Genomic DNA, 21916 nt, shown 5'->3' on the forward strand with positions numbered 1-21916 from the left:
TTCATCGTTCGACTTGCATGTGTTAAGCACGCCGCCAGCGTTCGTCCTGAGCCAGGATCAAACTCTCCGTGAATGTTTACTCGGCCGGTAAATTACTACCGGCGGTGCACACATCACGAGAGCGGAACAGTCAGGCGGAATAAGCCCGACCGTTCACAGCGTCCTCGCTGTGTTTATTTCAAAGGAACCTCATCCTCGGCTATCACTGCCGGGGACGGGGTATCAACATATCTGGCGTTGATTTTTGGCACGCTGTTGAGTTCTCAAGGAACGAAAGCTTCCTTTGTACTCACCCGAGAGACTCTCTCAGGCTTTCCTCCGGGCTTCCCTTCGGTCTTGCGTTTTCAACTCTATCAGGGTTTTTCCGTCTCTCTGACCACCGTTCCGCAGGCATGCGGAAGATGATCCGAAGATGGGATCTGACTCTGACCGAGTTGGATGCTGCTTGGTGGGCGCGCTTGATCGCGTCGCTCACCCTCAAGCAGGAGTCCGACTGTACAGGGGGCCGCAGAGAGGGCGCAAATCCACTACGCTAGTGGTCTAGACCACGGTCGGGCCTCGTGCGGAACCGGTACTTCATATGACATACCCTGCTGCACAGTGCGCCCGTCCTGGACCTGCAGTAACGGCCCATGTACATCTCCACCCCCGGGAGGCCCCTTATGACCACCGTGACGTCCCCCCTTGCAGGACGCGCCATCGGACTGGCAGCGGTGCCGGATCCGGTCTTCTCCGGGGCCATGGTCGGCCCGGGCACGGCGATCGACCCCGTGCGTGAGCCTTCCGAGGCGGTCGCACCCGTGGACGGGGTGATCATCTCCCTCCACCCGCACGCTTTCGTGGTCGTCGACACCGAGGGACACGGGGTGCTCACCCATCTCGGAATCGACACCGTGCAGCTCAACGGTGAGGGCTTCGAACTCCTCGTGAGCAAGGGCGACACGGTGACCCGCGGTCAGAGCATCGTGCGCTGGAACCCGGCGGCCGTCGAAGAGGCCGGCAAGTCCCCCGTGTGCCCCGTCGTGGCTCTGGAGGCCACGGCCGACGCCCTCGGTGAACTCCGCGAGGACGGCGACGTGAAGGCCGGCGACGTTCTCTTTTCCTGGCAGTGATGCCGGTGCCGTCGTGGACGGACGGCACACCTGCACGAAGGACTACCACCGCGGCGGCGGGACCCGCCGCACTATCGGAGACGGGTGAGATGGAGACAACGCTGCGAGGCGTCGGCGTGAGTCACGGTGTGGCGATCGGCGAGGTTCGGCACATGGGAACGGCGGTGCTCGAGCCGCCGGCCAAGCAGATACCGGCGGAGGACGCGGAACGTGAGCCGGGGCGCGCCCGTCAGGCCGTGGAGGCCGTTGCGGCCGACCTGATGGCGCGCGGCAACCTGGCGGGGGGTGAGGCCCAGGCCGTGCTCGAGGCGCAGGCCATGATGGCCCAGGACCCCGAACTGATGGCGGACGTCGAGCGACGCATCGCAGTCGGCAGCACGGCCGAGCGTGCCGTGTACGACGCGTTCGCCGCCTACCGCGAATTGCTGGCCGGAGCCGGGGAGTACCTCGCCGGTCGTGTGGCCGACCTGGACGATGTGCGGAATCGTATCGTCGCGCGTCTGCTGGGCGTCCCGATGCCGGGTGTTCCGGACAGCGACGAGCCCTACGTGCTGGTGGCCCGGGACCTGGCGCCGGCCGACACCGCGCTGCTGGACCCGACGCTGGTGCTCGGTTTCGTGACCGAGGAGGGCGGGCCGACGAGTCACAGCGCGATCCTGGCCCGCGCGCTCGGGGTGCCGGCCGTCGTGGCGCTGCCGGGCGCCGGTGAGCTGGCCGAGGGCACGATGATCGCCGTCGACGGCAGCACCGGTGAGATCTTCGTGAACCCGAGCGACGCGAAGAAGGCGGAGCTCGAGGCTGCGGCCGCGGCGCGCAAGGCGGCGCTGGCCGCCTCGACCGGGCCGGGTGCCACGGCCGACGGTCACAAGGTGCCGCTGCTGGCGAACGTCGGCGGACCGGCGGACATACCGGCCGCCGTGGAGGCGGGCGCGGAGGGCGTCGGGCTCTTCCGTACCGAGTTCCTCTTCCTGGACGACAGCAAGAACGCGCCGTCCGAGGAGAAGCAGGTCGAGGCGTACCGGCAGGTGCTCGAGGCGTTCCCCGAAGGGCGGGTGGTCGTGCGGGTGCTGGACGCGGGTGCCGACAAGCCGCTGGACTTCCTGACTCCGGCGGACGAGCCGAATCCGGCGCTGGGTGTGCGCGGTCTGCGCACGCTGCTGGATCATCCGGAGGTACTGCGCACCCAGCTGACGGCGCTGGCGAAGGCGGCCGAGGGGCTGCCGGTCCACCTCGAGGTGATGGCTCCGATGGTGGCGGACCGTGCCGACGCCAAGGCGTTCGCGGACGCGTGCCGCGAGGCGGGGCTGCGGGCGAAGTTCGGCGCGATGGTGGAGATTCCGTCGGCCGCCCTGCGGGCTCGTTCGATTCTTCAGGAGGTCGAGTTCCTGTCGCTGGGGACGAACGACCTCGCCCAGTACACGTTCGCCGCCGACCGGCAGGTGGGTGCGGTGTCTCGGCTGCAGGATCCGTGGCAGCCCGCGCTGCTCGACCTGGTCGCGCTGGCCGCCGAGGCGGCCAGGGCCGAGGGCAGGAGCTGTGGCGTGTGCGGTGAGGCCGCGTCCGATCCGCTGCTCGCGTGTGTGCTGACCGGTCTGGGTGTCACCTCTCTTTCCATGGGTTCGGCGTCGATTCCCTATGTGCGGGCGACGCTGGCGAAGTACACGCTGGCGCAGTGCGAGCGTGCCGCGGCGGCGGCACGTGCGACGGACAGTGCCGAGGAGGCGCGCGACGCGGTGCAGGCCGTGCTGTCCGGCGAGTAGCCGGACGGCCGCGGCTCCGGTCGGTGAGCAGGGCGCTCCGCCTTCGGGTGGGGCGCCCTGCTCGTTCCGGTGCCGGGGCGCTCAGTGGTGGTGGTCCGGCAGCGGTCCTTCCAGGCCGAGGTCCGGGGGGACGCCGTAGTCCACGCCGGACTCGGGTGAGATGAGGTCTCCGGATTCGGCGTCGGTGCAGTAGGCGTCGAAGACCTCGCCGGCGGTCAGGGGTTCGAGGCCGTCGCCGCGCATCCGCCAGCCGTAGATCCGGTCGGGCGTGCCGGGGGCCGTGGTGCGCATGACGAGGCCGCCGGGGCCCCGGGTGGCGAGGCCGAGGGCGAGGACGGTGGTGAACTCCATGGCTTCGGCCTCGTCGAACTGGGTGGTGCCGTCGCTCTCGTCGTCCGCGTAGAGGACGGCGAGGAGGGTCTCGGGGGTGCCGGTGACGCTGCAGACGAGGTGCCTGTTGCCGGGTGGTGCGGTGTCGAGGATGCGGGCCACGAGGTCGGAGGCCCGGGTGAAGGCCGCGCGGCCGATGTCCTCGCCGCAGGTCGCGCAGGCGCCGAGGCGGGACAGGAGGGTGGCGGCGTACTCCCAGGTGGCCTGGCGTACGGCTTCGTCGACCAGGGCGGGGACGAGGTCGGTGAGGGGTTGGCCCTCGTAGGGGATGGTGGGGCCGGTTGTCGCGAGCTGGGCCGTGAAGCGGGTGCGGTTGGCGGGGAGGTCGGGGTCGAGGTTCCTGGCGGTGCAGTACTCGGCGTACTCCTGCGGGTCGAAGAGGGCCACGGTGGTGTGGGTGCCCTGCAGGGCGCGGGTCTTGAGGAGGTCCTCGACCTGGCGGAGGTAGGTGGCGTGGTCGTCGAAGGTGAAGCTGCGGTAGCGCCGCATGGCACGGAAGTCGTGTTCGTCGGTGAGCAGGCCGATGGTGCCGGCGATTTCACGGCGCAGGACGCGGCGCATCGTCTGGGTGTCGGTGTGTGCCATGTTTCCCCCTGTGAGCACGGTCGATCAATGCTCACTCACAGTAATCGACGGCACTGACAATGCCTTTTGAGTGAGGCGGTCTCGGACCAGGCGGTGCTGAATCGTGCAGGTCACGGCGATGGCGGTGCCGAAGGTGAGCCAGCCGAGGGGTCCGGTGGCTATCGCGGTGGTGACGGCGAGTGGTCCGATGCTGCGTTGGGCGGCCTGGGCCAGTCCGTGGACACCGAGGTAGGCGCCCTGGGCGGTGTCGGAGGCGAGGGCGACGGAGAGTTCCCAGGCGATGGTGGCGTGGAGCATCTCGGCGAGGGTGAAGAGTACGGCCGCGGCCGTGAGGGAGAGGGTGGTGGCGGTGGTTCCGCCGGTCGTCGACGCGGCCATGGCGAGGCCCGCCAGGGCGAAGGTCGCCGAGAGCGGGATCAGGAGGGCGCGGGCGGCGGGCGTGGTCGCGCCGAAGCGGGCCAGGGGGACCTGGAGCGCCACGACCATCACGTTGTTGAGGACGAGCAGTAGGGGCGCGAGGCCGTGCGGTGCGGTGCCGGTGTGGGCGATCCACAGGGGCAGGCCGACCTTGAAGACGGCGTCGTCGAGGAAGAGGACGGTGTCGGTGGCGACGTAGGCGAGGTAGGTGCGGTCGCGCCAGGGGCCGGTGGGTGTGGTGGTGGGCCTGGCCTTCTTCGAGGTGGTCACGGTGCGGGAGTGGGAGCGGGGTTCTCCGCAGCGGAGGGTGAGGAGCGCTGAGGCGACGAAGGAGAGGGCGTCTCCCGCGAGGAGCCATCGGTATGCGGCGGTGCTGCCGAGGGCGAGGGCCGCCGCCGCGGTGAGGCCGCCGAGGGCCCAGCCGGCGTTGGCGACGGTGCGCTGGACCGCCTGGTACCGGACGCGGTCGGGGCCGGCGATGCGGGTGGCGTAGAGCCTGGTCAGGACATTGGCGGCGCGGTCGCCGCAGCCGCCGACGGCGGTGAAGAGCAGCAGGAGGGCGTAGCGGTCGGTGGTGAGCAGGGCGAAGGAGGCGAGGGCACGCAGGAGTTGGACGGTGACGAGTACGCGGGTGAGCGGGAAGCGGTCCGCGAGGCGGCCGCCGATGGGGGCGCCGGCGATGCCCAGGGCTCCGGCCGTCGCGGCGAGGGTGCCGACCTGGGTGATGGAGAGGCCTGACACGAAGGTGAAGTACAGGACGCTGACGGAGGCCCACAGGCCGCTTCCGATGCGGTCGACGAAGGCGATGGTCAGCATTCTTCGGCCGTCGCGGCCTCCCGGCAGACGGCTCGGCGTTTTGGCTGCGCGACGGATCGTCGGCACTGGCTCCCCCTTGCGCGAAGTTATGTACTGATACATAATCTGCAATGTGGCAACACAATATGGGATCAGTGGTACGACGGCCAAGGGGATTGCCGCTTCGGTCGAACGGGGTGTGGCCGACGGGGCGTTGGGCCCGGGGGCCGCGTTGCCTCCGGTACGGCGGCTCGCGGACGAACTCGGCGTGAGTCCCGGCACGGTCGCGACGGCCTACAAGGAGCTGCGCGGTCGCGGCATCGTCGTCACGCGCGGGCGGGGCGGCACGGTGGTGGCGCCGGTGCCCTCCGTGGCGTCGCGCAGACCGCCGAGGGTGCCGGAGGGGTTGCGGGACCTGGCCGGGGGGCATCCGGATCCGGCGTTGCTGCCCGGTCTGGTGCCGCCCTCACGCCTGTCCCCCGGGGCCCGCTCGCACCGTTCGACGCCCAGGCTGGAGCGGCTGGAGGAAACCGTGCGGGACTGGCTGCGGCCGGACGGCGTCCCGGTGGAGCACGTGACGTTCGCGCACGGAGCGCTGGACCTGATCGGGCGGCTGTTGTCCGTGGAGCTGCGGCCCGGGGACGCCGTGGCGATGGAGGATCCCGGCTATCACCATCTGCTGGACCTGGTCTCGGCCTTGGGGCTGCGTATCGTCCCGGTGGCCGTGGACGACCAGGGCGTGCGCCCCGACGAGCTGCGGACGGCCGTGCGCGCGGGCGTTCGCGCGCTGGTGTGCAGTCCGCGGGCGCAGAACCCCTGGGGTGGCCGGTTCTCGGCAGAGCGCAGGGACGAGCTCGTCGAGGTCCTGCGGGACGAGCCCGATCTGCTGGTCGTCGAGAACGACCACGCCTCGGCGGTGGCGGGCGCTCCGCTGCGGACGCTGACCTCGGGCGGGCTGCCGCGCTGGGTGCATGTGCGCACCGTGAGCAAGTTCCTCGGCACCGATCTGCGGTGGGCGGCCGCGGCCTGCGACGCGACCACCCTGGCCCGGCACGACGGACGGCTGCTGTTGACCTCCGGCTGGGTCAGTCATCTCCTTCAGGAGACGGTGCACGGGCTGCTGACGGACGACTCCACACGCGCGTTGGCGTCACGCGCGCGTGAGACGTACGCGCTGCGCAGGGAGACGCTCGTGCGGGAACTGGCGGCCCGTGGCGTCCCGGCGCACGGGGTGAGCGGGCTGAACCTGTGGGTGCCGGTGCGGGACGAGTCGGCCGTGGTGAACGGACTGCGGTCGTACGGCTGGTGGGTCGCGGCGGGGGCGCGCTTCAGGCTGGCGGCCGGGCCGGGCGTGCGGATCTCCGTGGCCGAGCTGGAGACCCTCGACGCGGTGCGGCTGGCCTCGGACTTCGCCGTGGTGCTGGGCGAGTCCGAGGCCACCTACGGCGGCTGAGGGGACCTCTGCGGGCGTCAGGCACGCTTGCGAGCGAGGTCCTCGTAGAAGTGGAGGAGGTTCAGGTTGTCGATGGAGCCCGGGTTGACCGCCTTGTCCAGCGGGGTGCCCTGAAGGATGCGCTTGACGGGGACTTCGATGCGTTTCCCGGTGAGGGTGTGCGGGACCCCCTGCACCTCGATGACCTCGTCGGGGACATGACGCGGCGAGAGCTGCTCGCGAATGGCCTGTTTGATCCGGCCGAGGAGGGTCTCGTCGAGGACGGCCCCTGGGGCGAGGTGCACGAAGAGGGGCATCCAATAGCCGCCGTCGGGCTGTTCGATGCCGATGACCAGGGACTCCTTGATCTCGGGGAGCCGCTCGACGACCTCGTAGATGTCGGCGGAGCCCATGCGCACGCCCTGGCGGTTGAGCGTCGAGTCGGAGCGGCCATGGATGACGACCGAGCCGCGTGAGGTGAGGGTGATCCAGTCGCCGTGGCGCCACACGCCGGGATAGGTGTCGAAGTAGCTGTCGTGGTAGCGGCTGCCGTCGGGGTCGTTCCAGAAGTGGACCGGCATGGACGGCATGGGGTTGGTGACGACGAGTTCGCCCACCTCGTCGACGAGGGGGTGACCGTTCGGATCCCACGACTGCAGGTCCGTGCCGAGGCTCGGCGCCTGCAGCTCGCCGGTGTACACGGGAAGGGTCGGGACGGCTCCGGCGAAGCAGGAGCACACGTCGGTGCCGCCGCTGACCGAGGCGATCCAGAGGTCGTCGCGGACCTCGTCGTGCAGCCAGCGGAAACCGTCGGGCGGAAGGGGCGAGCCCGTGGTGGCGACGCACCGGATCTTCGAGAGGTCGAAGTCGCGCGCGGGGTGGACCTCCGCCTTGCGGCAGGCCATGACGTACGCCGCCGAGGTGCCGTAGAGGGTGGCTCCCGTGCGTTCGGCGACGCGCCACTGGGCGCCGGTGTCGGGGTGACCGGGGCTGCCGTCGTACAGGACGATCGTGGTGCCCGTCAGGAGGCCGGAGACGAGGAAGTTCCACATCATCCAGCCGGTCGAGGTGTACCAGAAGAAACGGTCCTCGGGGCCCAGGTCGCAGTGCAGGCCGAGCTGCTTGAGGTGCTCGACCAGGATGCCTCCCTGGGACTGGACGATGGCCTTGGGCAGGCCGGTCGTACCGGAGGAGTAGAGCACCCACAGGGGGTGGGCGAAGGGCACCTGTTCGAAGACGGGTTCCTCGTCGCCGGCCGTGAGGGCCGACCACTCCAGGGCTCCCTCCGGGGCCTCGGTGCCGAGGAGCGGGATGTGCACGACGGCGCGCAGGGTGGGCAGTTCGCGGCGCAGTTCGGCGACGATGTCCCGGCGGTCGTGCTCCTTGCCGCCGTAGCGGTAGCCGTCGACGGTGAACAGGACGACCGGTTCGACCTGCTGGAAGCGGTCGAGGACGCTGCGGGCGCCGAAGTCGGGGGCGCAGGAGGTCCACACACCGCCCACGGCGGCGGTGGCCAGGAGGGCGACGACGGCCTGCGGGATGTTCGGGAGGTAGCCGCTTACGCGGTCGCCGGGGCGGACACCGAGGGCACGCAGCCGCGCGGCCAGCGAGCCGACCTGGCCGCGCAGCTCGGACCAGGTCGTGGGGCGCGGGGCGTGGGACTCGTCGACATACAGCAGGGCCGGTTCGTCCGGGCGGGTGGCGGCCGCGCGCAGCGCGTGCTCGGCGTAGTTCAGCGTGGCTCCGGGGAACCACTGGGCCCCGGGCATGGCGCGGTCGCCCAGCACGCGCGCGTAGGGCGTCGAGAACCGCACGTCGAACCATTCCGCGACGGCTTTCCAGAACGTCTCCAGCTCGTCGACGGACCAGCGGTGCAGGGCCGGATACCCGCCTTCGGCGGGGGCTTGGTGGTGCTCGGCCGCCCAGGCCTGGAACCTGGTGACCTGGGCCTGCTGGATGCGCTGCGGATCGGGCCGCCAGAGCGGCTCGGGGTTCACGGTCGGCATGGTGGCGGCTCCCGGAGGGTGGCGCGTCGTGTGCGTCTCCCGCGCACCTGCTGGGTCGGGCGCGGGACGCGGCTGACAGGGACGATGCCATGTGATCGACTTCTGCACCAGGGTGCGCCCCGCGCCGTCCGTGATTGTGAAGAAGTGGTTCCGGCGCGGGTGAACGGCAGTTGAACGACACGCGTGTGTGGAGTGGTGAGTGGCAGGGTGAACAGCATGGACGGTCGTGACCTGGTGCGTTCGATGAAAGCGGTCGGTTCGGCGGGGGTGGGCCAGGGTCTGCGCACCGTACGGTCCGCGTGGCGCCGGAGGCGGGCCGACGCGACCGGGCTGCCCGCGCGGGGCGTCGAGCGGGCGCGGGTGCCGGGTCCGGTGCAGGAGGTGGAGCCGGCGGCCGGTGGCGGCACGCTCCGGTTCGGCCGCTCGGAGCTGAGGATCCTGGTGGCTGCGAACGGGGCGGTCTTCTGGAGCTGGGACGGCGCGGAGCCCGAGCCGTCGTACGCGCTGGCCGGCCGCTGCCCGGAGCCGGACCCCCGGGCGGTGCTGGAGCCGGACAAGGACGGCGGCTGGCGGGTCGTGGCCGAGCGGGTCACGGTCGTGGTCTCGCGGCACGGGGCGATCGAGGTGTGCACGCCGGGCGGGGTCACGCTGCGCCGTGACCTCCCGCCGCGTTGGTGGGAGCCGCGGGACGGTGGTCCGGCGCGCTGGATGCAGCGTTCGGAGGTGGCGGCGGACGCGCGGTTCTTCGGGCTGGGCGGGCGGGCGTCCGGACCGCGGCTGCGCGAAGGGGCGTACCGGCTGTGGAACACGGATCCCGGACACGCGTTCGACCGGGGGGACGATCCGCTGTATCTGACGATGCCGGTTCAGCTGGTGGTGGCCGACGCGGGCACGCATCTGGTGTTCCACGACACGTCCTGGGACGGCACGGTGACGCTGCGGGAGGGCGAGGAGGGGGCCGGGTCGGGGCACGACCGGGCCGGGTCGTGCGAGCTTCGGATGGACGGCGGCCCGTTGCGCTGCTGGGTGATGGTGGGCACTCCCGCGCGCGTGCTTCTCGCCTGGGCCTCGCTCACCGGGGCGCCCACGCTGCCTCCCGCGTGGGCGCTGGGGCATCAGCACGCGCGCTGGGGCTTCGGCAGCGAGCAGGAGGTTCGCCGGATCGTCGCGGGCTACCACGAGCACGGTCTGCCGCTCGACGCCGTCCATCTGGACATCGACCACTACGACGGCCACCGCGTGTTCACCGTCGACCAGGACCGCTTCCCCAAGCTGCCGGTGCTCGCCGAGGAGCTGCGGCGGGACGGTGTACGCCTGGTGTCGATCGTCGATCCCGCGGTCAAGGCCGAGCCGGGCGACTCCGTCTACGACAGCGGTCTCGCCGCGGACGCGTTCGTCAAGGACGCCTCGGGGCGGCGGGTGAGGGGCGTGGCGTGGCCGGGCGAGGTCGTCTTCCCCGACTTCACGCACGCGGGCGTGCGGCGGTGGTGGGGCGGTCTGTACGCGGAGCGGATCGCACAGGGATTCTCCGGTTTCTGGCACGACCTGAACGAGCCGACGTCGTTCACCGCCTTCGGCGAGTCGACACTGCCCCGGTCGGCCCGGCACGACCTGGAGGGGTACGGCGGCGATCACCGCGAGGCGCACAACGTGTACGCGTTGTGCATGGCCCGGGCGGCCTATGAGGGGCTGCGGGAACTGGTCCCGGGGGAGCGGCCGTTCGTGTTCTCCCGCTCCGGCTGGGCAGGTCTGCAGCGCTACGGCGGGACATGGTCGGGGGATGTCGCGACGGGTTGGCCCGGGCTGCGGGCGTCGCTGTCGCTGGTGTTGGGGCTCGGGCTGTGCGGGGTGCCGTACTCGGGGCCGGACGTGGGCGGTTTCGACGGCAGCCCGTCGCCCGAGCTGTATCTGCGGTGGTTCCAGCTGGGCGCGTACCTGCCGTTGTTCCGTACGCACGCGAGTCTGCGGGCGGGGCGCCGCGAACCGTGGGAGTTCGGTCCCGAGGTGCTGGAGCACGCGCGCGTGGCACTCGTGGAACGCCGGCGGCTGCTGCCGTACTTCATGACGCTGGCCCACCTGGCGCGGCGTACCGGGGCTCCCTATGTGCGGCCGTTGTGGTGGGGAGCGCCCGATGACCGGGCGTTGCGGGACTGTGAGGACACCTTCCTGCTGGGTGACCATCTTCTGGTGGCGCCGGTGCTCGCCTCGGGGGCCGACCGGCGGGCCGTGCAGCTGCCGCGGGGGCTCTGGTACGACACGGCCACGGGACGCAGGCACCGAGGGCCGGGGCAGGTGCTCGTGGACGCGCCGCTGTCGCGCATCCCCGTGTTCGCGCGCGCGGGTGCCGTCATACCGGTGCGCGGGGAGGACGGCGGGCTGGAGCTGGAGGTGTGGACGCCGCCCCGGGGGCGGACCGGTGGCGGACTGGTGGTGTGGGACACGGGCGACGGCTGGGACGAGCCCGAGGTGGAACGGTACGTCGCCCGCTGGGAGGGCCGGCAGGTCGTCGTCGAGCGGGAGGGGGAGGACGGTCTGTACGAACCGTCCCACCCCGTGCGCGTGCGCGGCGGCGTCGGCGAGCGGTGAGCTCAGATGTAGCGGCCCTCGAAGAACGCCCGTACGGCGTGCGTGTGCAGGGGGAAGGCGAGCTCCAGCGGCCTGTGCAGGAGGTGCCAGCCCTCCGTCTCGTCGGTGGCGGCCGACTGCGGAAGGCGGTCCGCGGGGCGCTCCGGGAGGAGCCCGAACAGCAGCAGGTGGCCGTCGGGGGAGCTCATGGCGTCGGCCAGCCGTACGTCGCGGCTCGCGGCCTCGATGCCGGTCTCCTCCCTGAGTTCGCGGACGACGGCGTGCCGCCAGTCCTCCCGGTCGTCGATGAAGCCGCCGGGCAGGGCGATGCCTCCGCGCGCGGGGGCGATGGTCCGGGTGATGACGACCAGGGCGGTGCCCTTCGTGTCGTAGACGGGCTGGAGCGCCACGGCCACCGGAAGCGGGTTGCGGTAGGCGACGGCGGCGCAGGCCGGACAGGTGCGGGGCCAGCCGGTGACGCCCTCCCCGTAGGGCGCTCCGCAACTCGAACAGTGGGAGTCGCGCGCGGAGTTCGAATCGGAGTGCAGAGTTTCGGACACGCGGCGGAGCGTATCCGATCTTGGGGAGGGCGTCGTACGGGTGTCTCAGTGCGCGGCGGTGAGGGATTCGGTGGAGACCGGGAAGTCGAAGTAGGTGTCCGGGTAGGACTCGGGCTTGAACGTGTAGTGCCACCACTCCTCGGCGAGGTTCACGAAGCCGAGGTCTTCCAGGGTGTCCTTCAGTAGCAGCCGGTTGGCGAGCTGCTCGCCCTGGATGCGCGGGTCGAGAGTATGGCTGAGGGTGTCGAAGCAGTCGTATCCGGTGCCCATGTCGACCGAGTTGTCCGGGAAGCGCTCGGCCTGGGATGCGTAACAGGGGACCAGGGGTTCGCCGGGGACGTACGGCCTGGTGTGGCGGGCGGGGAGTTTCACGAGGGTGAGGTCCATGGTCGAGCCGCGACTGTGGCCGGACTTCTCCGCGATGTAACCGTCCTCGAAGAGGCGGGTCTTGTCGACGTCCGGGTAGAACTCCCCCTTCATCGTCTGGTCGTCGAGGTCCTCGGCCCAGCGGACGAAGTGGTCGACGGCGCGCTGGGGCCGGTAGCAGTCGTACACCTTGAGCGAGTAGCCCTGGCGGAGCAGCCGGCTCTGTGCGCGATGGAGGGCTTCGGCCGCCGGGCGGGTGAGGATGCAGATCGGCTGCTGGTAGCCGTCGATGGGTACTCCGACGAAGTTGTGCGGGGTGAAGTAGCGCATCTCCTGCAGGATCGTCGGGTCCACGGTGCTCAGGGCCACGAAGTCCGCGGGTGCCCGGTCGTCGGTGGACGCACGCGCGGTGGCGGGCGCGGCGGTCACGGTCAGTAAGGCGACGAGTGCGGCGACGAGGCCGCGGACTGCGCTGAAGGGGCGTGTCATGTCCTCACCCTGCCCAAGTCCGGGTACGCATGCCAAAATTCTGATTGCTCGTCAGATTGCTTGCGGAGGAGGAACGTTGTCGCGTACACGCACGCCTGTGGTCTCCGGGTGGTTCACCGGGGACGGGGACGGCTTCCGGCTGCTCGGGACGCGCTGCTCGGCGTGCCGGTCGGTGTTCTTCCCGCGCGAGGACACGCACTGCCGCAACCCGGGTTGCCAGGGCGGCGATCTGGAGGAGATCCCGCTGTCGCGGCGCGGGCGGGTCTGGTCGTACACGGACAGCCAGTACCGGCCTCCGTCACCCTATGTGACGAATCCGGAACTTCCGTGGGAGCCGTACGCGTTGATCGCTGTGGAGCTGGAGTCCGAGCGGATCGTGGTGCTGGGACAGGCGGTTCCCGGGGTCACCGTCGCCGATCTGACGGTGGGAATGGAGGTGGAGATCGTCCCCGGTGTGCTGCACGAGGACGCGGAAACCACCTGGACGACCTGGCATTGGCGGCCGACGGGGGTGGCGGGATGACGGCAGAGGTGGCGGTGCTCGGCGTGGGGCTGCACCCCTGGGGCAAGTGGGGGCGCGGCTTCGTCGAGTACGGCGTGACGGCGGCGCGCGCGGCCCTGGCCGACGCCGGGCTCGACTGGCGGGACGTCGGCTCGATCGTCGGCGCGGACACGGTGCGTGGCGGCTACCCGGGGTATGTGGCCGGGGCGACGTTCGCGAAGGCCCTGGGCTGGCAGGGCGCCCGGGTCTCGAGCGTGTACGCGGCGTGCGCGTCGGGCGCGCAGGCGATAGGCGCGGCGCGGGCGCAGATCCTCGCCGGCCTCGCGGACGTGGTGCTGGTGGTGGGGGCCGACGCGGCACCGAAGGGCTTCTTCCGTCCGGCGGGCGGGGACCGTCCCGACGACCCGGACTGGCTGCGGTTCCGGGTGCTCGGCGCCACCAACCCGGCGTACTTCGGGCTGTACGCGCGCAGGCGCATGGCGGTGCACGGGGACACCCCGGAGGACTTCGCCCAGGTCAAGGTGAAGAACGCCGCCATGGGGGCGCTGAACCCGAACGCGCGCTACCGCAAGCGGGTCTCGGCCGAGGAGGTGGCCGCCTCCGCGGTGGTCGCCGACCCGCTGCGGCTGCTGGACATCTGCGCGACCTCGGACGGCGGGGCGGCCCTGGTCCTGTCCAGCATGGAGTTCGCCCGCCGGCACGGCGCGGCCGATCCGGTGCGGATCCGGGCGGTGTCCACCGTGACGCCCCGTTACCCCAACACCGTGCTGGACCTGCCGGACATCGCCACCGACTCGGCGGTCGCGGTGGAGCCGAGCGGTGAGCCGTTTCGCGCGTCCATCGCCCGCGCCGCGTACGAGGAGGCGGGCATCGGGCCCGAGGAACTCTCGCTGGCCGAGGTCTACGACCTGTCCACCGCCCTGGAGTTGCAGTGGTACGAGGATCTGGGGCTGTGCGGCGAGGGCGAGGGCGCCAAGCTGCTGCGGGAGGGTGCGACGGCGCCCGGCGGTCGTATACCGGTGAACACCAGCGGCGGACTCGCCTCGTTCGGGGAGGCGGTGCCGGCCCAGGCGATCGCCCAGGTCTGCGAGGTGACCTGGCAGCTGCGCGGTCAGGCCGGCAACCGTCAGATCGCCCACGCGCGCGTCGGCATCACCGCGAACCAGGGGCTGTTCGGGCACGGATCAGCGGTGATCGCGGTGAGATGAGCACACGGTCCGTGGCCGCCCCGGAAAGCGACCCCGGACCGGAGCCCGGGGTGGGCTGAGCCGCGCTCGGGTGAGGGCACGGCTGCGCCCGCTCTGCCGTCAACCGTTGGCGTCCACCTCCTTGACGCTCCCTGGGTGCCGGTGAACACTTCCCGGTGTCGGCCGACATCGCCGTACATTCTCGGCGTAACCAGGCACACGCCACGCGGCGCTCCTCGCCGCGGCCCACTCCCCCATGGGCGATTCGGCCACGACGGCACGCTCGTCACGGACGCCGGGCGGGGCGCGGAACCTCCCTGCCATGGCCGAAGCAGCCACGCGCACCGCCCCCGCACAGAGCACCGGGGCCGATCGCCCCGGGCCGGGCCCAGGAGCCGCCATGAGCAACTCGGACATATTCGTCGGCGAGGTCATCGGCACCGCCATCCTCATCCTGTTCGGAGCGGGGGTCTGCGCCGCGGTCACCCTCAGATACTCCAAGGCCCGGGCCTCGGGGTGGGTGGTGATCGCCTTCGGCTGGGGGTTCGGCGTGCTGGCGGGGGCGTACACGGCCGCGCCGCTGTCGGGCGGGCAGCTCAACCCGGCCGTCACCCTCGGGATCGCGGTCGACACGGGCAAGTGGGGCAAGGTCTGGGTCTATCTGCTGGGACAGATGGTCGGTGCGATGCTGGGCGCCGTCCTCGCGTATCTGGTGTATCTCGCGCAGTTCCAGGCGAACGTGCGGCAGACGGGCACCACGGAGGGCACGGCGGACGAGCCGACGCCGACCCTGGGGATCTTCTCCACCATCCCCGAGATCCGGAACCCGGTCGCCAACCTGATCACGGAGATCATCGCGACGATCGCGCTCGTCCTGCCGCTCCTCGCCTTCGGGCTGACGAAGGGGCTCGGCGAGTCGGGCACGCTCGTGCTGATCGTGTCCCTGCTCGTCGTCGGCATCGGACTGTCCCTGGGCGGGCCCACCGGCTATGCCATCAACCCGGCTCGCGACCTCGGCCCGCGCATCGTGCACACCTTCCTGCCGATCCCGAACAAGGGCACCTCCGACTGGGGTTACGCATGGATCCCGGTGGTCGGCCCGCTGATCGGCGGAGCGCTCGCCGGCCTCATCTACCACGCGGCCTTCTGACGGCCGCCCAGCCCTTCGAACCCAGCCCAAGGGGTAGCCATGACGGACAACGCCGAGAAGTACGTCGCCGCAATCGACCAGGGCACCACCTCCAGCCGCTGCATCGTCTTCGACCACGGCGGCGCGATCGTCGCCGTCGACCAGCGCGAGCACCGCCAGATCTTTCCGAAGCCCGGCTGGGTGGAGCACGACGCCACGGAGATCTGGTCCAAGGTGCAGGCCGTGGTCGCCGGGGCGATCGCGAAGGCCGGGCTGCGGGCCGACCAGATCAGCGCGCTCGGCATCACCAACCAGCGTGAGACGACGGTGCTCTGGGACCGGTCCACGGGCAAGCCCGTGCACAACGCCATCGTCTGGCAGGACACCCGGACCGCGGGCCTGTGCAACGAACTCGGTGGCTCCGACGGGCAGGACCGCTTCCGTGAGCAGACGGGGCTGCCGCTGGCGAGCTACTTCTCGGGGCCGAAGGCGGCCTGGCTGCTGGACCATGTGCCCGGGCTCAGGGACCGGGCCGAGCGGGGCGAGATCGCCTTCGGCACGATCGACTCCTGGCTGATCTGGAATCTCACGGGTGGTGTCGACGGCGGCCGGCATGTGACCGATGTGACCAACGCCGGGCGGACCATGCTGATGAATCTCGAGACCCTGCAGTGGGATTCCTCGATTCTGTCGGCCATGAACGTGCCCGAGGCGGTGCTGCCGGAGATCAGGTCCTCCGCCGAGGTGTACGGCACGGCCGTGGGACAGCTCGGCGGGGTGCCGGTCGCCTCGGCGCTGGGCGACCAGCAGGCGGCGGTGTTCGGCCAGGCCTGCTACGACGTGGGCACCGCGAAGAACACGTACGGGACGGGCAGTTTCCTGCTGCTCAACACCGGGGACCGGCCGGTGCCGTCGAAGAGCGGGCTGCTGACGACGATGGGCTACAAGATCGGCGGGGAGGCACCGGTCTACTGTCTGGAGGGGTCGATCGCCATAACGGGTGCGCTGGTGCAGTGGTTCCGGGACCAGCTCGGCATCATCCGTACGGCTGACGAGATCGAGACGCTGGCGGCGAGCGTCGAGGACAACGGCGGCGCCTACATCGTGCCCGCGTTCTCGGGGCTGTTCGCGCCGTACTGGCGCTCGGACGCCCGTGGTGTGGTCACCGGCCTCACCCGCTACGTCACCAAGGCCCATCTCGCGCGCGCGGTGCTGGAGGCGACGAGCTGGCAGACGCGGGAGGTCGTGGACGCCATGTTCCAGGACTCCGGGGTGCGGATCACGACCCTGAAGGTGGACGGCGGCATGACGAAGAACAACCTGCTGATGCAGCATCAGGCGGATGTGCTCGGTGTGCCGGTGATCCGGCCCAGGGTCTCCGAGACGACCTGCCTGGGCGCGGCGTACGCGGCGGGGCTGGCCACCGGGGTGTGGAACGACCTCGACGAACTCAAGGCGCACTGGCGGAAGGACGCGGAGTGGGCTCCGGCGATGGAGGCGTCGGTGCGCGACCGCGAGTACGGCAACTGGCGCAAGGCCGTGGAGAAGAGCTTCGGCTGGGTGGAGGACGGCGAGGGTTAGTGTCGCGAGCCGCGGCCCGCACCCGGGGTGACCGTGGGTACGGGCAGTGCGCCGCTCAGGTGGTGACAGGCTGTCGGCGGTCGGTTCCGTAGTCCATCGCGTGCTGGACGACGCCGACCAGGACGTCCCGGACCGAGCGCCGGTCGCGGGCGTCGCAGAGGATCACCGGTACGTCGTCGTCGAGGTCGAGCGCCCGGCGCACGTCGTCCTCCGGGTAACGGGCCGCGCCCTCGAAGCAGTTGACGGCGATGAGGAAGGGTATGGCCCGGCGCTCGAAGTAGTCGACGGCGGCGAAGCAGTCGTCCAGCCGGCGGGTGTCGGCGAGGACTACGGCGCCGAGCGCGCCCTCGGACAGCTCGTCCCACATGAACCAGAACCGCTCCTGGCCGGGCGTGCCGAACAGGTACAGCACCAGGTCCTCGCGCAGGGTGATGCGTCCGAAATCCATGGCGACGGTGGTGGTGTGCTTGCGTTCGACGCCGGTCAGATCGTCGACCGGGCGGCCGGCCTCGGTGAGGTACTCCTCGGTGCGCAGCGGCTTGATCTCGCTGACGGCGCCGACGAGGGTGGTCTTGCCCACCCCGAAACCGCCGGCCACAAGGATCTTGAGCGTGACGGGCTCGACCGGGGGCTTGCCGCGCTCAGAGCGCCCGAAGATCATCGTTCAACTCTCCTGCTTGGTGGCGTGATAGGGGTGCCGAGCGGATGGGGCGGACCGTGCCGTCCGTGGTTGTCCCGTGCCCCGCTGCCCGCGCGGGCGGCGGGGCGCTGGTGGCGGCCCTCGTCCTGATGCGGCGGACGGCCGTCGGGGCGGCGCGCGACCATGCCGGTGAAGGTGCCGTCCGGGTCCTCCCGGTGCTGCCGCCCGGTCACGTCCTCACCTCGCTTCCGCGCTGCTCACAGTGCCCGGAGACCGTTGATGACGTCGCGCAGAATACTCTCGTCCGGCAGTTCGGCAGGGGGCACCGGCCGGTTCACGTGGACGAACTCCGCGTCCACGAGGTCTCCGACGAGTACCCTCACCACACCGATGGGCAGGTCGAGTTCGGCGGAGAGCTCCGCGACCGACTGGGGCGCCTCCCGGCACAGGTCGACGATGTCCACGTGCTCCGGGGACAGCGAGTCGTCCACCTCGGGATCGTCCGAGTGGGGCTCGGCGACGACCAGCGCGATCAGATCGAGACGGTGCTGGACCGCACTGGTGGTGCGGCCGCGCGTCATGGCGTACGGACGGACGACCGGTCCGGCCTCGTCGTCGAACCAGTGGCTTCTTCCCTGACCGTCTGTGCTCATGCCATCCCACTACCCGCCCGAGGGCAGATCGGTGCGCGGCGCGGAGGCCAGATGTACGCCGACCCGCTTGACGAGGAGGGTCATCTCGTAGGCGACCTGCCCGACGTCCGAGTCGGCGTCCGCGAGGACGGCGAGGCAGCTGCCGTCGCCGGCGGCCGTGACGAAGAGGAACGCGTCGTCGAGCTCGACGACGGTCTGGCGGACGCTCCCGGCCTCGAAGTGCCGGCCCACGCCCTTGGCGAGGCTGTGGAACCCGGAGGCGACGGCGGCCAGGTGCTCGCTGTCCTCTCTGGTCAGGTCCTTGGAGACCCCGGTCGGCAGGCCGTCGCCCGAGAGCACGACGGCCTTGCGGATGCTGGCGACCCGGTCGACGAGTTCGTCGAGGAGCCAGTTCAGCTCGCCGTTGCCGGGCGTGGTGTGGCCGATCGCCTTCGGTGCGGTCATCGACCGTCCCCCTTTGTCGTTCCTTGTGGTGCTGTGCCGCTGTGGACGTCGTCGCCCGCGGCGTTCTCTGCGCGGCCGCGCTGCCAGCCGCGCTGGAGCGAGGCCATCCGGCTGCGTACCTCGTCGGCGTCGCGGTCCTCGGGGTCGGGGCGGTTCACCGCGCGCGGGGCGGGGCCCTGCCGCAGTTGCGGAGCGAGGTTCGCCTGCCGTACGCGCCGGGGCAGCGCTCCCGGCGCGGATCCGCCGGTGCCACGAGGTCCCCCGCCGAGGACAGGACGGTCCTCGGGACCGTCCGAGCCCGTGCCGCGCCGCTCGGGCACCGCGCCCGGGTAGGCGGCCCCATCGGCCTGGCCGCCTGGTCCGGCCGCGGCCGGCCGGGTCCGCTGAGGAAGGGCCGGAGGCCGGGACGGCTCGTCAGTGCCGCGGCCGGGACGTCCGGGCAGCGCGGAGGGCTCGGTGGCGCCGCTGTTGTGCGGGATCTGCGCCCCGCTGCCGCGACGCCGCGACGGCAGGGGTGCCGGCCCGTCGGTCTCCACACGGCGGGGTCCGGGGCGCGTGGCGGACTCGTCGTCGGTCTCCGCGCGCCGGGAGCGCTGATCGGTGACGGGGCGGCCGTGCGAACTGACCAGCTTGGGTGTGCGGCGGCTGGGCAGCGGCACGGGAGCGGCCGGGTCGCCGGCCGTCGCGTCCGGCTCGCCGTGCGGGTCGGGGAGCCCGCGGTACTGGTCGACGACGGCGGCCGGTCCGTCCTCGGGGCGCATGTGGGAACGGCGCGGGCGGAACAGGCCGCCGTGCTCGTCGTCCTCCTCGTCCAGCGCGTCCGGGAAACCGCCGAGGGCGTCCAGGCCGACGGGGGCCTCCAGCTCGACCGGCCCGTCCAGTACGGAGCCGGGCATTCCGGGGAGCTGTACCGACGAGGTGAGGGCGGGCCTGCTCGCGCCGGCCTCGGTCGCCTTGGGGGCCCGGGGGCGGTCGAGGCGGAAGCCGATGCCGTTGGTGTCGGGGACGTCGTCGGTCAGGAGGGCGTCGGGGATGAAGACGACGGCCGTCGTGCCGCCGTAGGGCGAGGGCTGCAGGGAGACCCGGACGTTCTGGCGCTGGGCGAGCCGGCTGACCACGAACAGTCCGAGGCGGTCGGTGTCGGAGAGTTCGAACTCCGGGGTCTCCGCGAGCCGGAGATTGGCCTCGAGGAGAGCCTCGGGCGCCATGCCGAGGCCGCGGTCGTGGATCTCCAGGGTGAACCCGTTGGCGACCCGCTCGCCCAGGACGTGGACGGCGGTGTGCGGCGGGGAGAACACCGTGGCGTTCTCCAGGAGTTCGGCCACCAGGTGGGTGAGGTCGGCGACGGCGGGGCCGGTGACGGCGAGCCGGGGCAGGCGGCGGACCTCGATGCGCTCGTAGTCCTCGACCTCGGCGACGGCGGCCCGCACGATGTCCATCAGCTGGACGGGCTTGCGCCACTGCCGGGAGGGGGCGGCGCCGGAGAGGATCACCAGGCCCTCGGCGTGCCGGCGCATACGGGTGGTGAGGTGGTCGAGGCGGAAGAGGTCGGCGAGTTCCTCGGTGTCCTCGGTGCGGCGTTCCATGGTGTCGAGCAGGGTGAGCTGCTTGTGCAGCAGGACCTGGCTGCGGCGGGCGAGGTTGACGAAGACCTCGGAGACTCCGGCGCGCAGCTCGGCCTGCTTGACGGCGGCCTCGACGGCGGCGCGCTGCAGGGTGTTGAGGGCCAGGCCGACCTCGCCCATCTCGTTCCTGTCGTACTCCAGCCGCGGTACCTCGGTCTCCACGTCGACCTGCTCGCCGGCGGAGAGGCGGCGCATCACGCTGGGCAGCCGCACGCCGGACGCCTCGTGGGCCTCCAGTCGCAGCTGGCGCAGGTCGCGGATGAGGCCGCGGCCGATGCGCACGGACAGGACGAGGGAGAGGATCAGGGCGACGAGTCCGAGCACTCCGGCGACGACGGCCTTGGAGATGACCTCGACGGCCACCGGGTGGACGCGGTCCTGATAGCGGTCGTTGGCCTGTTCGTCCAGAGTGCCGAGTTCCTTGAGGACGTTTCCGGCCGCCGTGTCCCAGTTCCTGGCGGTGACGCCGCGGGGCAGATCGCCGGGCGTCGCGGCGCCGACGGCCTGTTCGACGGTGCGCAGCGGGGCGGTGGTGGCGTTCTTCCAGAAGCTCTCGTAGCGTTCGGCTTCGGCATCGGGCAGCTGGGCGAGGCTGATGTCGTAGACCACCTCGCGCTGCGCCTCCAGGTCGGAGACGTCGCGGATCTCCTCGCGGCTGAGCCGGCCGACGACCAGGGCGGAGCCGAGGAGGGCGTCCTCCCGGGAGAGCAGTTCGCGCGCGCGGGCGACGCTGACGAGGGCCCGGTACTGCTTGTCCATCTCCACGCTGTCGACCACGTCCAGCTTGGCGAGCAGGGTGTAGCAGGGGTCGATCAGCTGGTTGTAGAGGTCCAGGGCCTGGGACCGGGTGACGGTGCCCTCCTCGACGCTGCGGCGCAGGGAGTCCAGTCCGTCGAAGGCGTCGAGCACCGCGGTCAGTCCGTTGCCGTCGTCCTGGTCCAGGACGTCGCGGACGTCGGCGTCGCGCGCGTTGTGGCGGAGCTCGGCGAGCGCCTCGTCCGTGGCGGTCCGGGTACGGCGCAGCGCGGCGAGCGCCTCGGAGGCGCGCGGGTCGGCGAGGTGCACGAGGGTCTGGCGGCGTTCCTGCTGGACGACGCGGACCGTGTCCTCGATCGGGTAGCCGACCTTCTCCATGACGGAGGACACGGTGAACAGGCGGTTCGCCTCACGGCCCGTCAGTACCGTGGCGAAGCCCCAGATGGCGGTGAGGGACACCAGCGGCACGAGAAGCAGCGCCACGATCTTCCGGCGGACCGACTTCCCGCGAAAGCGCATGGACTCCCCCAGCTCGACCCCCCACCGGCAGGGGGTACGCATGTGCGTCAACAAACGGCGCGAGCCTACTACCGACACACAGTTAACTCGAAGAGCTGTCCGGAAGCCGAACTTCCGCTCCGGAGTCGAGACATGCGGAGTTGTCCGGGCATTACTGGAGATAACCGCCCAGAATCCGGGCTACGCAACAAGACCGGATCCGATCGGCCTCGTGGACGACTTGGCCAGAATTTTTCGCAACTTGGGAATCTTCGCGCCGTCTCGTCCGTCCTAACCATTGGGAATTGGGGGCGGAATCGGCCACAGGAGCCGCAGCCCGCACCTCGGCGGCGTAAATCAGAGCAAGCCGGGCAGCCACAGGGGAGCGGGCCTTCGGCCCGGTAGTGAGCGGTCGGCCGGCGGT

At 71.2% G+C, this 21916-nt stretch carries 18 protein-coding genes and 1 rRNA gene; 8 read left to right on the forward strand and 11 right to left on the reverse strand.

The window, feature by feature from the left end; all coding sequences use genetic code 11:
• A 16S ribosomal RNA gene (locus ABT057_RS20565) occupies positions 1-73 on the reverse strand; the annotation flags it as partial.
• Between the two features lie 589 nt (positions 74-662).
• On the opposite strand from ABT057_RS20565, the gene ABT057_RS20570 reads away from it, so the two are divergent.
• Both ABT057_RS20570 and ptsP read left to right on the forward strand, forming a co-directional pair.
• Positions 663-1112 carry a PTS sugar transporter subunit IIA gene (locus ABT057_RS20570; RefSeq protein ID WP_352344516.1) on the forward strand — a complete coding sequence of 150 codons (450 nt, stop codon included), beginning with the start codon at positions 663-665 and terminating at the stop codon, positions 1110-1112.
• Between the two features lie 89 nt (positions 1113-1201).
• Positions 1202-2872 carry a phosphoenolpyruvate--protein phosphotransferase gene (gene ptsP, locus ABT057_RS20575; RefSeq protein WP_352344517.1) on the forward strand — a complete coding sequence of 557 codons (1671 nt, stop codon included), beginning with the start codon at positions 1202-1204 and terminating at the stop codon, positions 2870-2872.
• Positions 2873-2953: 81 nt separating this feature from the next.
• Here ptsP and ABT057_RS20580 read toward each other — a convergent pair whose 3' ends face one another.
• Positions 2954-3847 (reverse strand): DUF8829 domain-containing protein, encoded by an 894-nt coding sequence (locus tag ABT057_RS20580; RefSeq protein WP_352344518.1) that lies wholly within the window; start codon positions 3845-3847, stop codon positions 2954-2956.
• 24 nt (positions 3848-3871) lie between these two features.
• Positions 3872-5080: an MFS transporter gene (locus ABT057_RS20585; RefSeq protein WP_352344519.1), complete on the reverse strand. Its 1209-nt coding sequence runs from the start codon at positions 5078-5080 to the stop codon at positions 3872-3874.
• A gap of 112 nt (positions 5081-5192) precedes the next feature.
• Between ABT057_RS20585 and ABT057_RS20590 the strand changes: the two genes are divergently transcribed.
• Complete coding sequence (locus ABT057_RS20590; protein WP_352344520.1) at positions 5193-6512, forward strand: aminotransferase class I/II-fold pyridoxal phosphate-dependent enzyme; 1320 nt, start codon at positions 5193-5195, stop codon at positions 6510-6512.
• Positions 6513-6529: 17 nt separating this feature from the next.
• Here ABT057_RS20590 and ABT057_RS20595 read toward each other — a convergent pair whose 3' ends face one another.
• Positions 6530-8497 (reverse strand): acetoacetate--CoA ligase, encoded by a 1968-nt coding sequence (locus ABT057_RS20595; RefSeq protein ID WP_352344521.1) that lies wholly within the window; start codon positions 8495-8497, stop codon positions 6530-6532.
• Between the two features lie 216 nt (positions 8498-8713).
• Between ABT057_RS20595 and ABT057_RS20600 the strand changes: the two genes are divergently transcribed.
• Positions 8714-11083 carry a glycoside hydrolase family 31 protein gene (locus ABT057_RS20600; protein WP_352344522.1) on the forward strand — a complete coding sequence of 790 codons (2370 nt, stop codon included), beginning with the start codon at positions 8714-8716 and terminating at the stop codon, positions 11081-11083.
• Positions 11084-11085: 2 nt separating this feature from the next.
• On the opposite strand, the gene ABT057_RS20605 is transcribed toward ABT057_RS20600, so the two are convergent.
• Both ABT057_RS20605 and ABT057_RS20610 read right to left on the reverse strand, forming a co-directional pair.
• A complete protein-coding gene (locus tag ABT057_RS20605; protein ID WP_352344523.1) occupies positions 11086-11622 on the reverse strand; it encodes an NUDIX domain-containing protein in 537 nt (178 codons plus the stop codon).
• Positions 11623-11667: 45 nt separating this feature from the next.
• Positions 11668-12477, reverse strand: a complete 810-nt coding sequence (locus ABT057_RS20610; RefSeq protein ID WP_352344524.1) for a M15 family metallopeptidase — start codon at positions 12475-12477, stop codon at positions 11668-11670.
• Between the two features lie 97 nt (positions 12478-12574).
• Here ABT057_RS20610 and ABT057_RS20615 point away from each other — a divergent pair, with 97 nt between their 5' ends.
• The 4 genes from ABT057_RS20615 to glpK all read left to right on the forward strand — a co-directional run bounded on the left by ABT057_RS20615 (position 12575) and on the right by glpK (position 16876).
• Positions 12575-13000, forward strand: a complete 426-nt coding sequence (locus ABT057_RS20615) for a Zn-ribbon domain-containing OB-fold protein (protein ID WP_352344756.1) — start codon at positions 12575-12577, stop codon at positions 12998-13000.
• Positions 12997-14187 carry a lipid-transfer protein gene (locus ABT057_RS20620; protein ID WP_352344525.1) on the forward strand — a complete coding sequence of 397 codons (1191 nt, stop codon included), beginning with the start codon at positions 12997-12999 and terminating at the stop codon, positions 14185-14187. The genes ABT057_RS20615 and ABT057_RS20620 overlap by 4 nt, the downstream gene beginning before the upstream one ends.
• Before the next feature lie 379 nt (positions 14188-14566).
• Entirely contained in the window at positions 14567-15316 is a 750-nt protein-coding gene (locus ABT057_RS20625; protein WP_352344526.1) for an MIP/aquaporin family protein, read from the forward strand.
• 39 nt (positions 15317-15355) lie between these two features.
• The gene (glpK, locus tag ABT057_RS20630) at positions 15356-16876 is read left to right on the forward strand and encodes a glycerol kinase GlpK (protein WP_352344527.1); all 1521 of its coding nucleotides are present in this window, start codon (positions 15356-15358) and stop codon (positions 16874-16876) included.
• Positions 16877-16931: 55 nt separating this feature from the next.
• On the opposite strand, the gene ABT057_RS20635 is transcribed toward glpK, so the two are convergent.
• From ABT057_RS20635 to ABT057_RS20655, 5 genes are read right to left on the reverse strand one after another with little or no spacing between them, the layout of a single operon-like run.
• Positions 16932-17537, reverse strand: coding sequence for a GTP-binding protein (locus tag ABT057_RS20635; protein WP_352344528.1), 606 nt, complete (start codon positions 17535-17537; stop codon positions 16932-16934).
• Complete coding sequence (locus ABT057_RS20640; RefSeq protein ID WP_352344529.1) at positions 17534-17749, reverse strand: hypothetical protein; 216 nt, start codon at positions 17747-17749, stop codon at positions 17534-17536. The genes ABT057_RS20635 and ABT057_RS20640 overlap by 4 nt, the downstream gene beginning before the upstream one ends.
• Positions 17750-17773: 24 nt before the next feature.
• The gene (locus ABT057_RS20645) at positions 17774-18169 is read right to left on the reverse strand and encodes a DUF742 domain-containing protein (RefSeq protein ID WP_352344530.1); all 396 of its coding nucleotides are present in this window, start codon (positions 18167-18169) and stop codon (positions 17774-17776) included.
• 9 nt (positions 18170-18178) lie between these two features.
• A complete protein-coding gene (locus ABT057_RS20650) occupies positions 18179-18613 on the reverse strand; it encodes a roadblock/LC7 domain-containing protein (protein WP_352344531.1) in 435 nt (144 codons plus the stop codon).
• Positions 18610-21513 (reverse strand): nitrate- and nitrite sensing domain-containing protein, encoded by a 2904-nt coding sequence (locus tag ABT057_RS20655; RefSeq protein WP_352344758.1) that lies wholly within the window; start codon positions 21511-21513, stop codon positions 18610-18612. Before ABT057_RS20655 ends, ABT057_RS20650 begins: the two co-directional genes overlap by 4 nt.
• Positions 21514-21916 lie beyond the last annotated feature (403 nt).

The organism is Streptomyces sp. NPDC002588 (assembly GCF_040295925.1).
Taxonomy (GTDB): domain Bacteria; phylum Actinomycetota; class Actinomycetes; order Streptomycetales; family Streptomycetaceae; genus Streptomyces.

Coding starts and splice junctions, on each gene's coding strand:
- ABT057_RS20580 (WP_352344518.1), bottom strand. CDS start 3,847: ATGGCACACACCGACACCCAGACGATGCGCCGCGTCCTGCGCCGTGAA.
- ABT057_RS20635 (WP_352344528.1), bottom strand. CDS start 17,537: ATGATCTTCGGGCGCTCTGAGCGCGGCAAGCCCCCGGTCGAGCCCGTC.
- glpK (WP_352344527.1), top strand. CDS start 15,356: ATGACGGACAACGCCGAGAAGTACGTCGCCGCAATCGACCAGGGCACC.
- ABT057_RS20650 (WP_352344531.1), bottom strand. CDS start 18,613: ATGACCGCACCGAAGGCGATCGGCCACACCACGCCCGGCAACGGCGAG.
- ABT057_RS20655 (WP_352344758.1), bottom strand. CDS start 21,513: ATGCGCTTTCGCGGGAAGTCGGTCCGCCGGAAGATCGTGGCGCTGCTT.
- ABT057_RS20645 (WP_352344530.1), bottom strand. CDS start 18,169: ATGAGCACAGACGGTCAGGGAAGAAGCCACTGGTTCGACGACGAGGCC.
- ABT057_RS20595 (WP_352344521.1), bottom strand. CDS start 8,497: ATGCCGACCGTGAACCCCGAGCCGCTCTGGCGGCCCGATCCGCAGCGC.
- ABT057_RS20600 (WP_352344522.1), top strand. CDS start 8,714: ATGGACGGTCGTGACCTGGTGCGTTCGATGAAAGCGGTCGGTTCGGCG.
- ptsP (WP_352344517.1), top strand. CDS start 1,202: ATGGAGACAACGCTGCGAGGCGTCGGCGTGAGTCACGGTGTGGCGATC.
- ABT057_RS20610 (WP_352344524.1), bottom strand. CDS start 12,477: ATGACACGCCCCTTCAGCGCAGTCCGCGGCCTCGTCGCCGCACTCGTC.
- ABT057_RS20625 (WP_352344526.1), top strand. CDS start 14,567: ATGAGCAACTCGGACATATTCGTCGGCGAGGTCATCGGCACCGCCATC.
- ABT057_RS20570 (WP_352344516.1), top strand. CDS start 663: ATGACCACCGTGACGTCCCCCCTTGCAGGACGCGCCATCGGACTGGCA.
- ABT057_RS20585 (WP_352344519.1), bottom strand. CDS start 5,080: ATGCTGACCATCGCCTTCGTCGACCGCATCGGAAGCGGCCTGTGGGCC.
- ABT057_RS20620 (WP_352344525.1), top strand. CDS start 12,997: ATGACGGCAGAGGTGGCGGTGCTCGGCGTGGGGCTGCACCCCTGGGGC.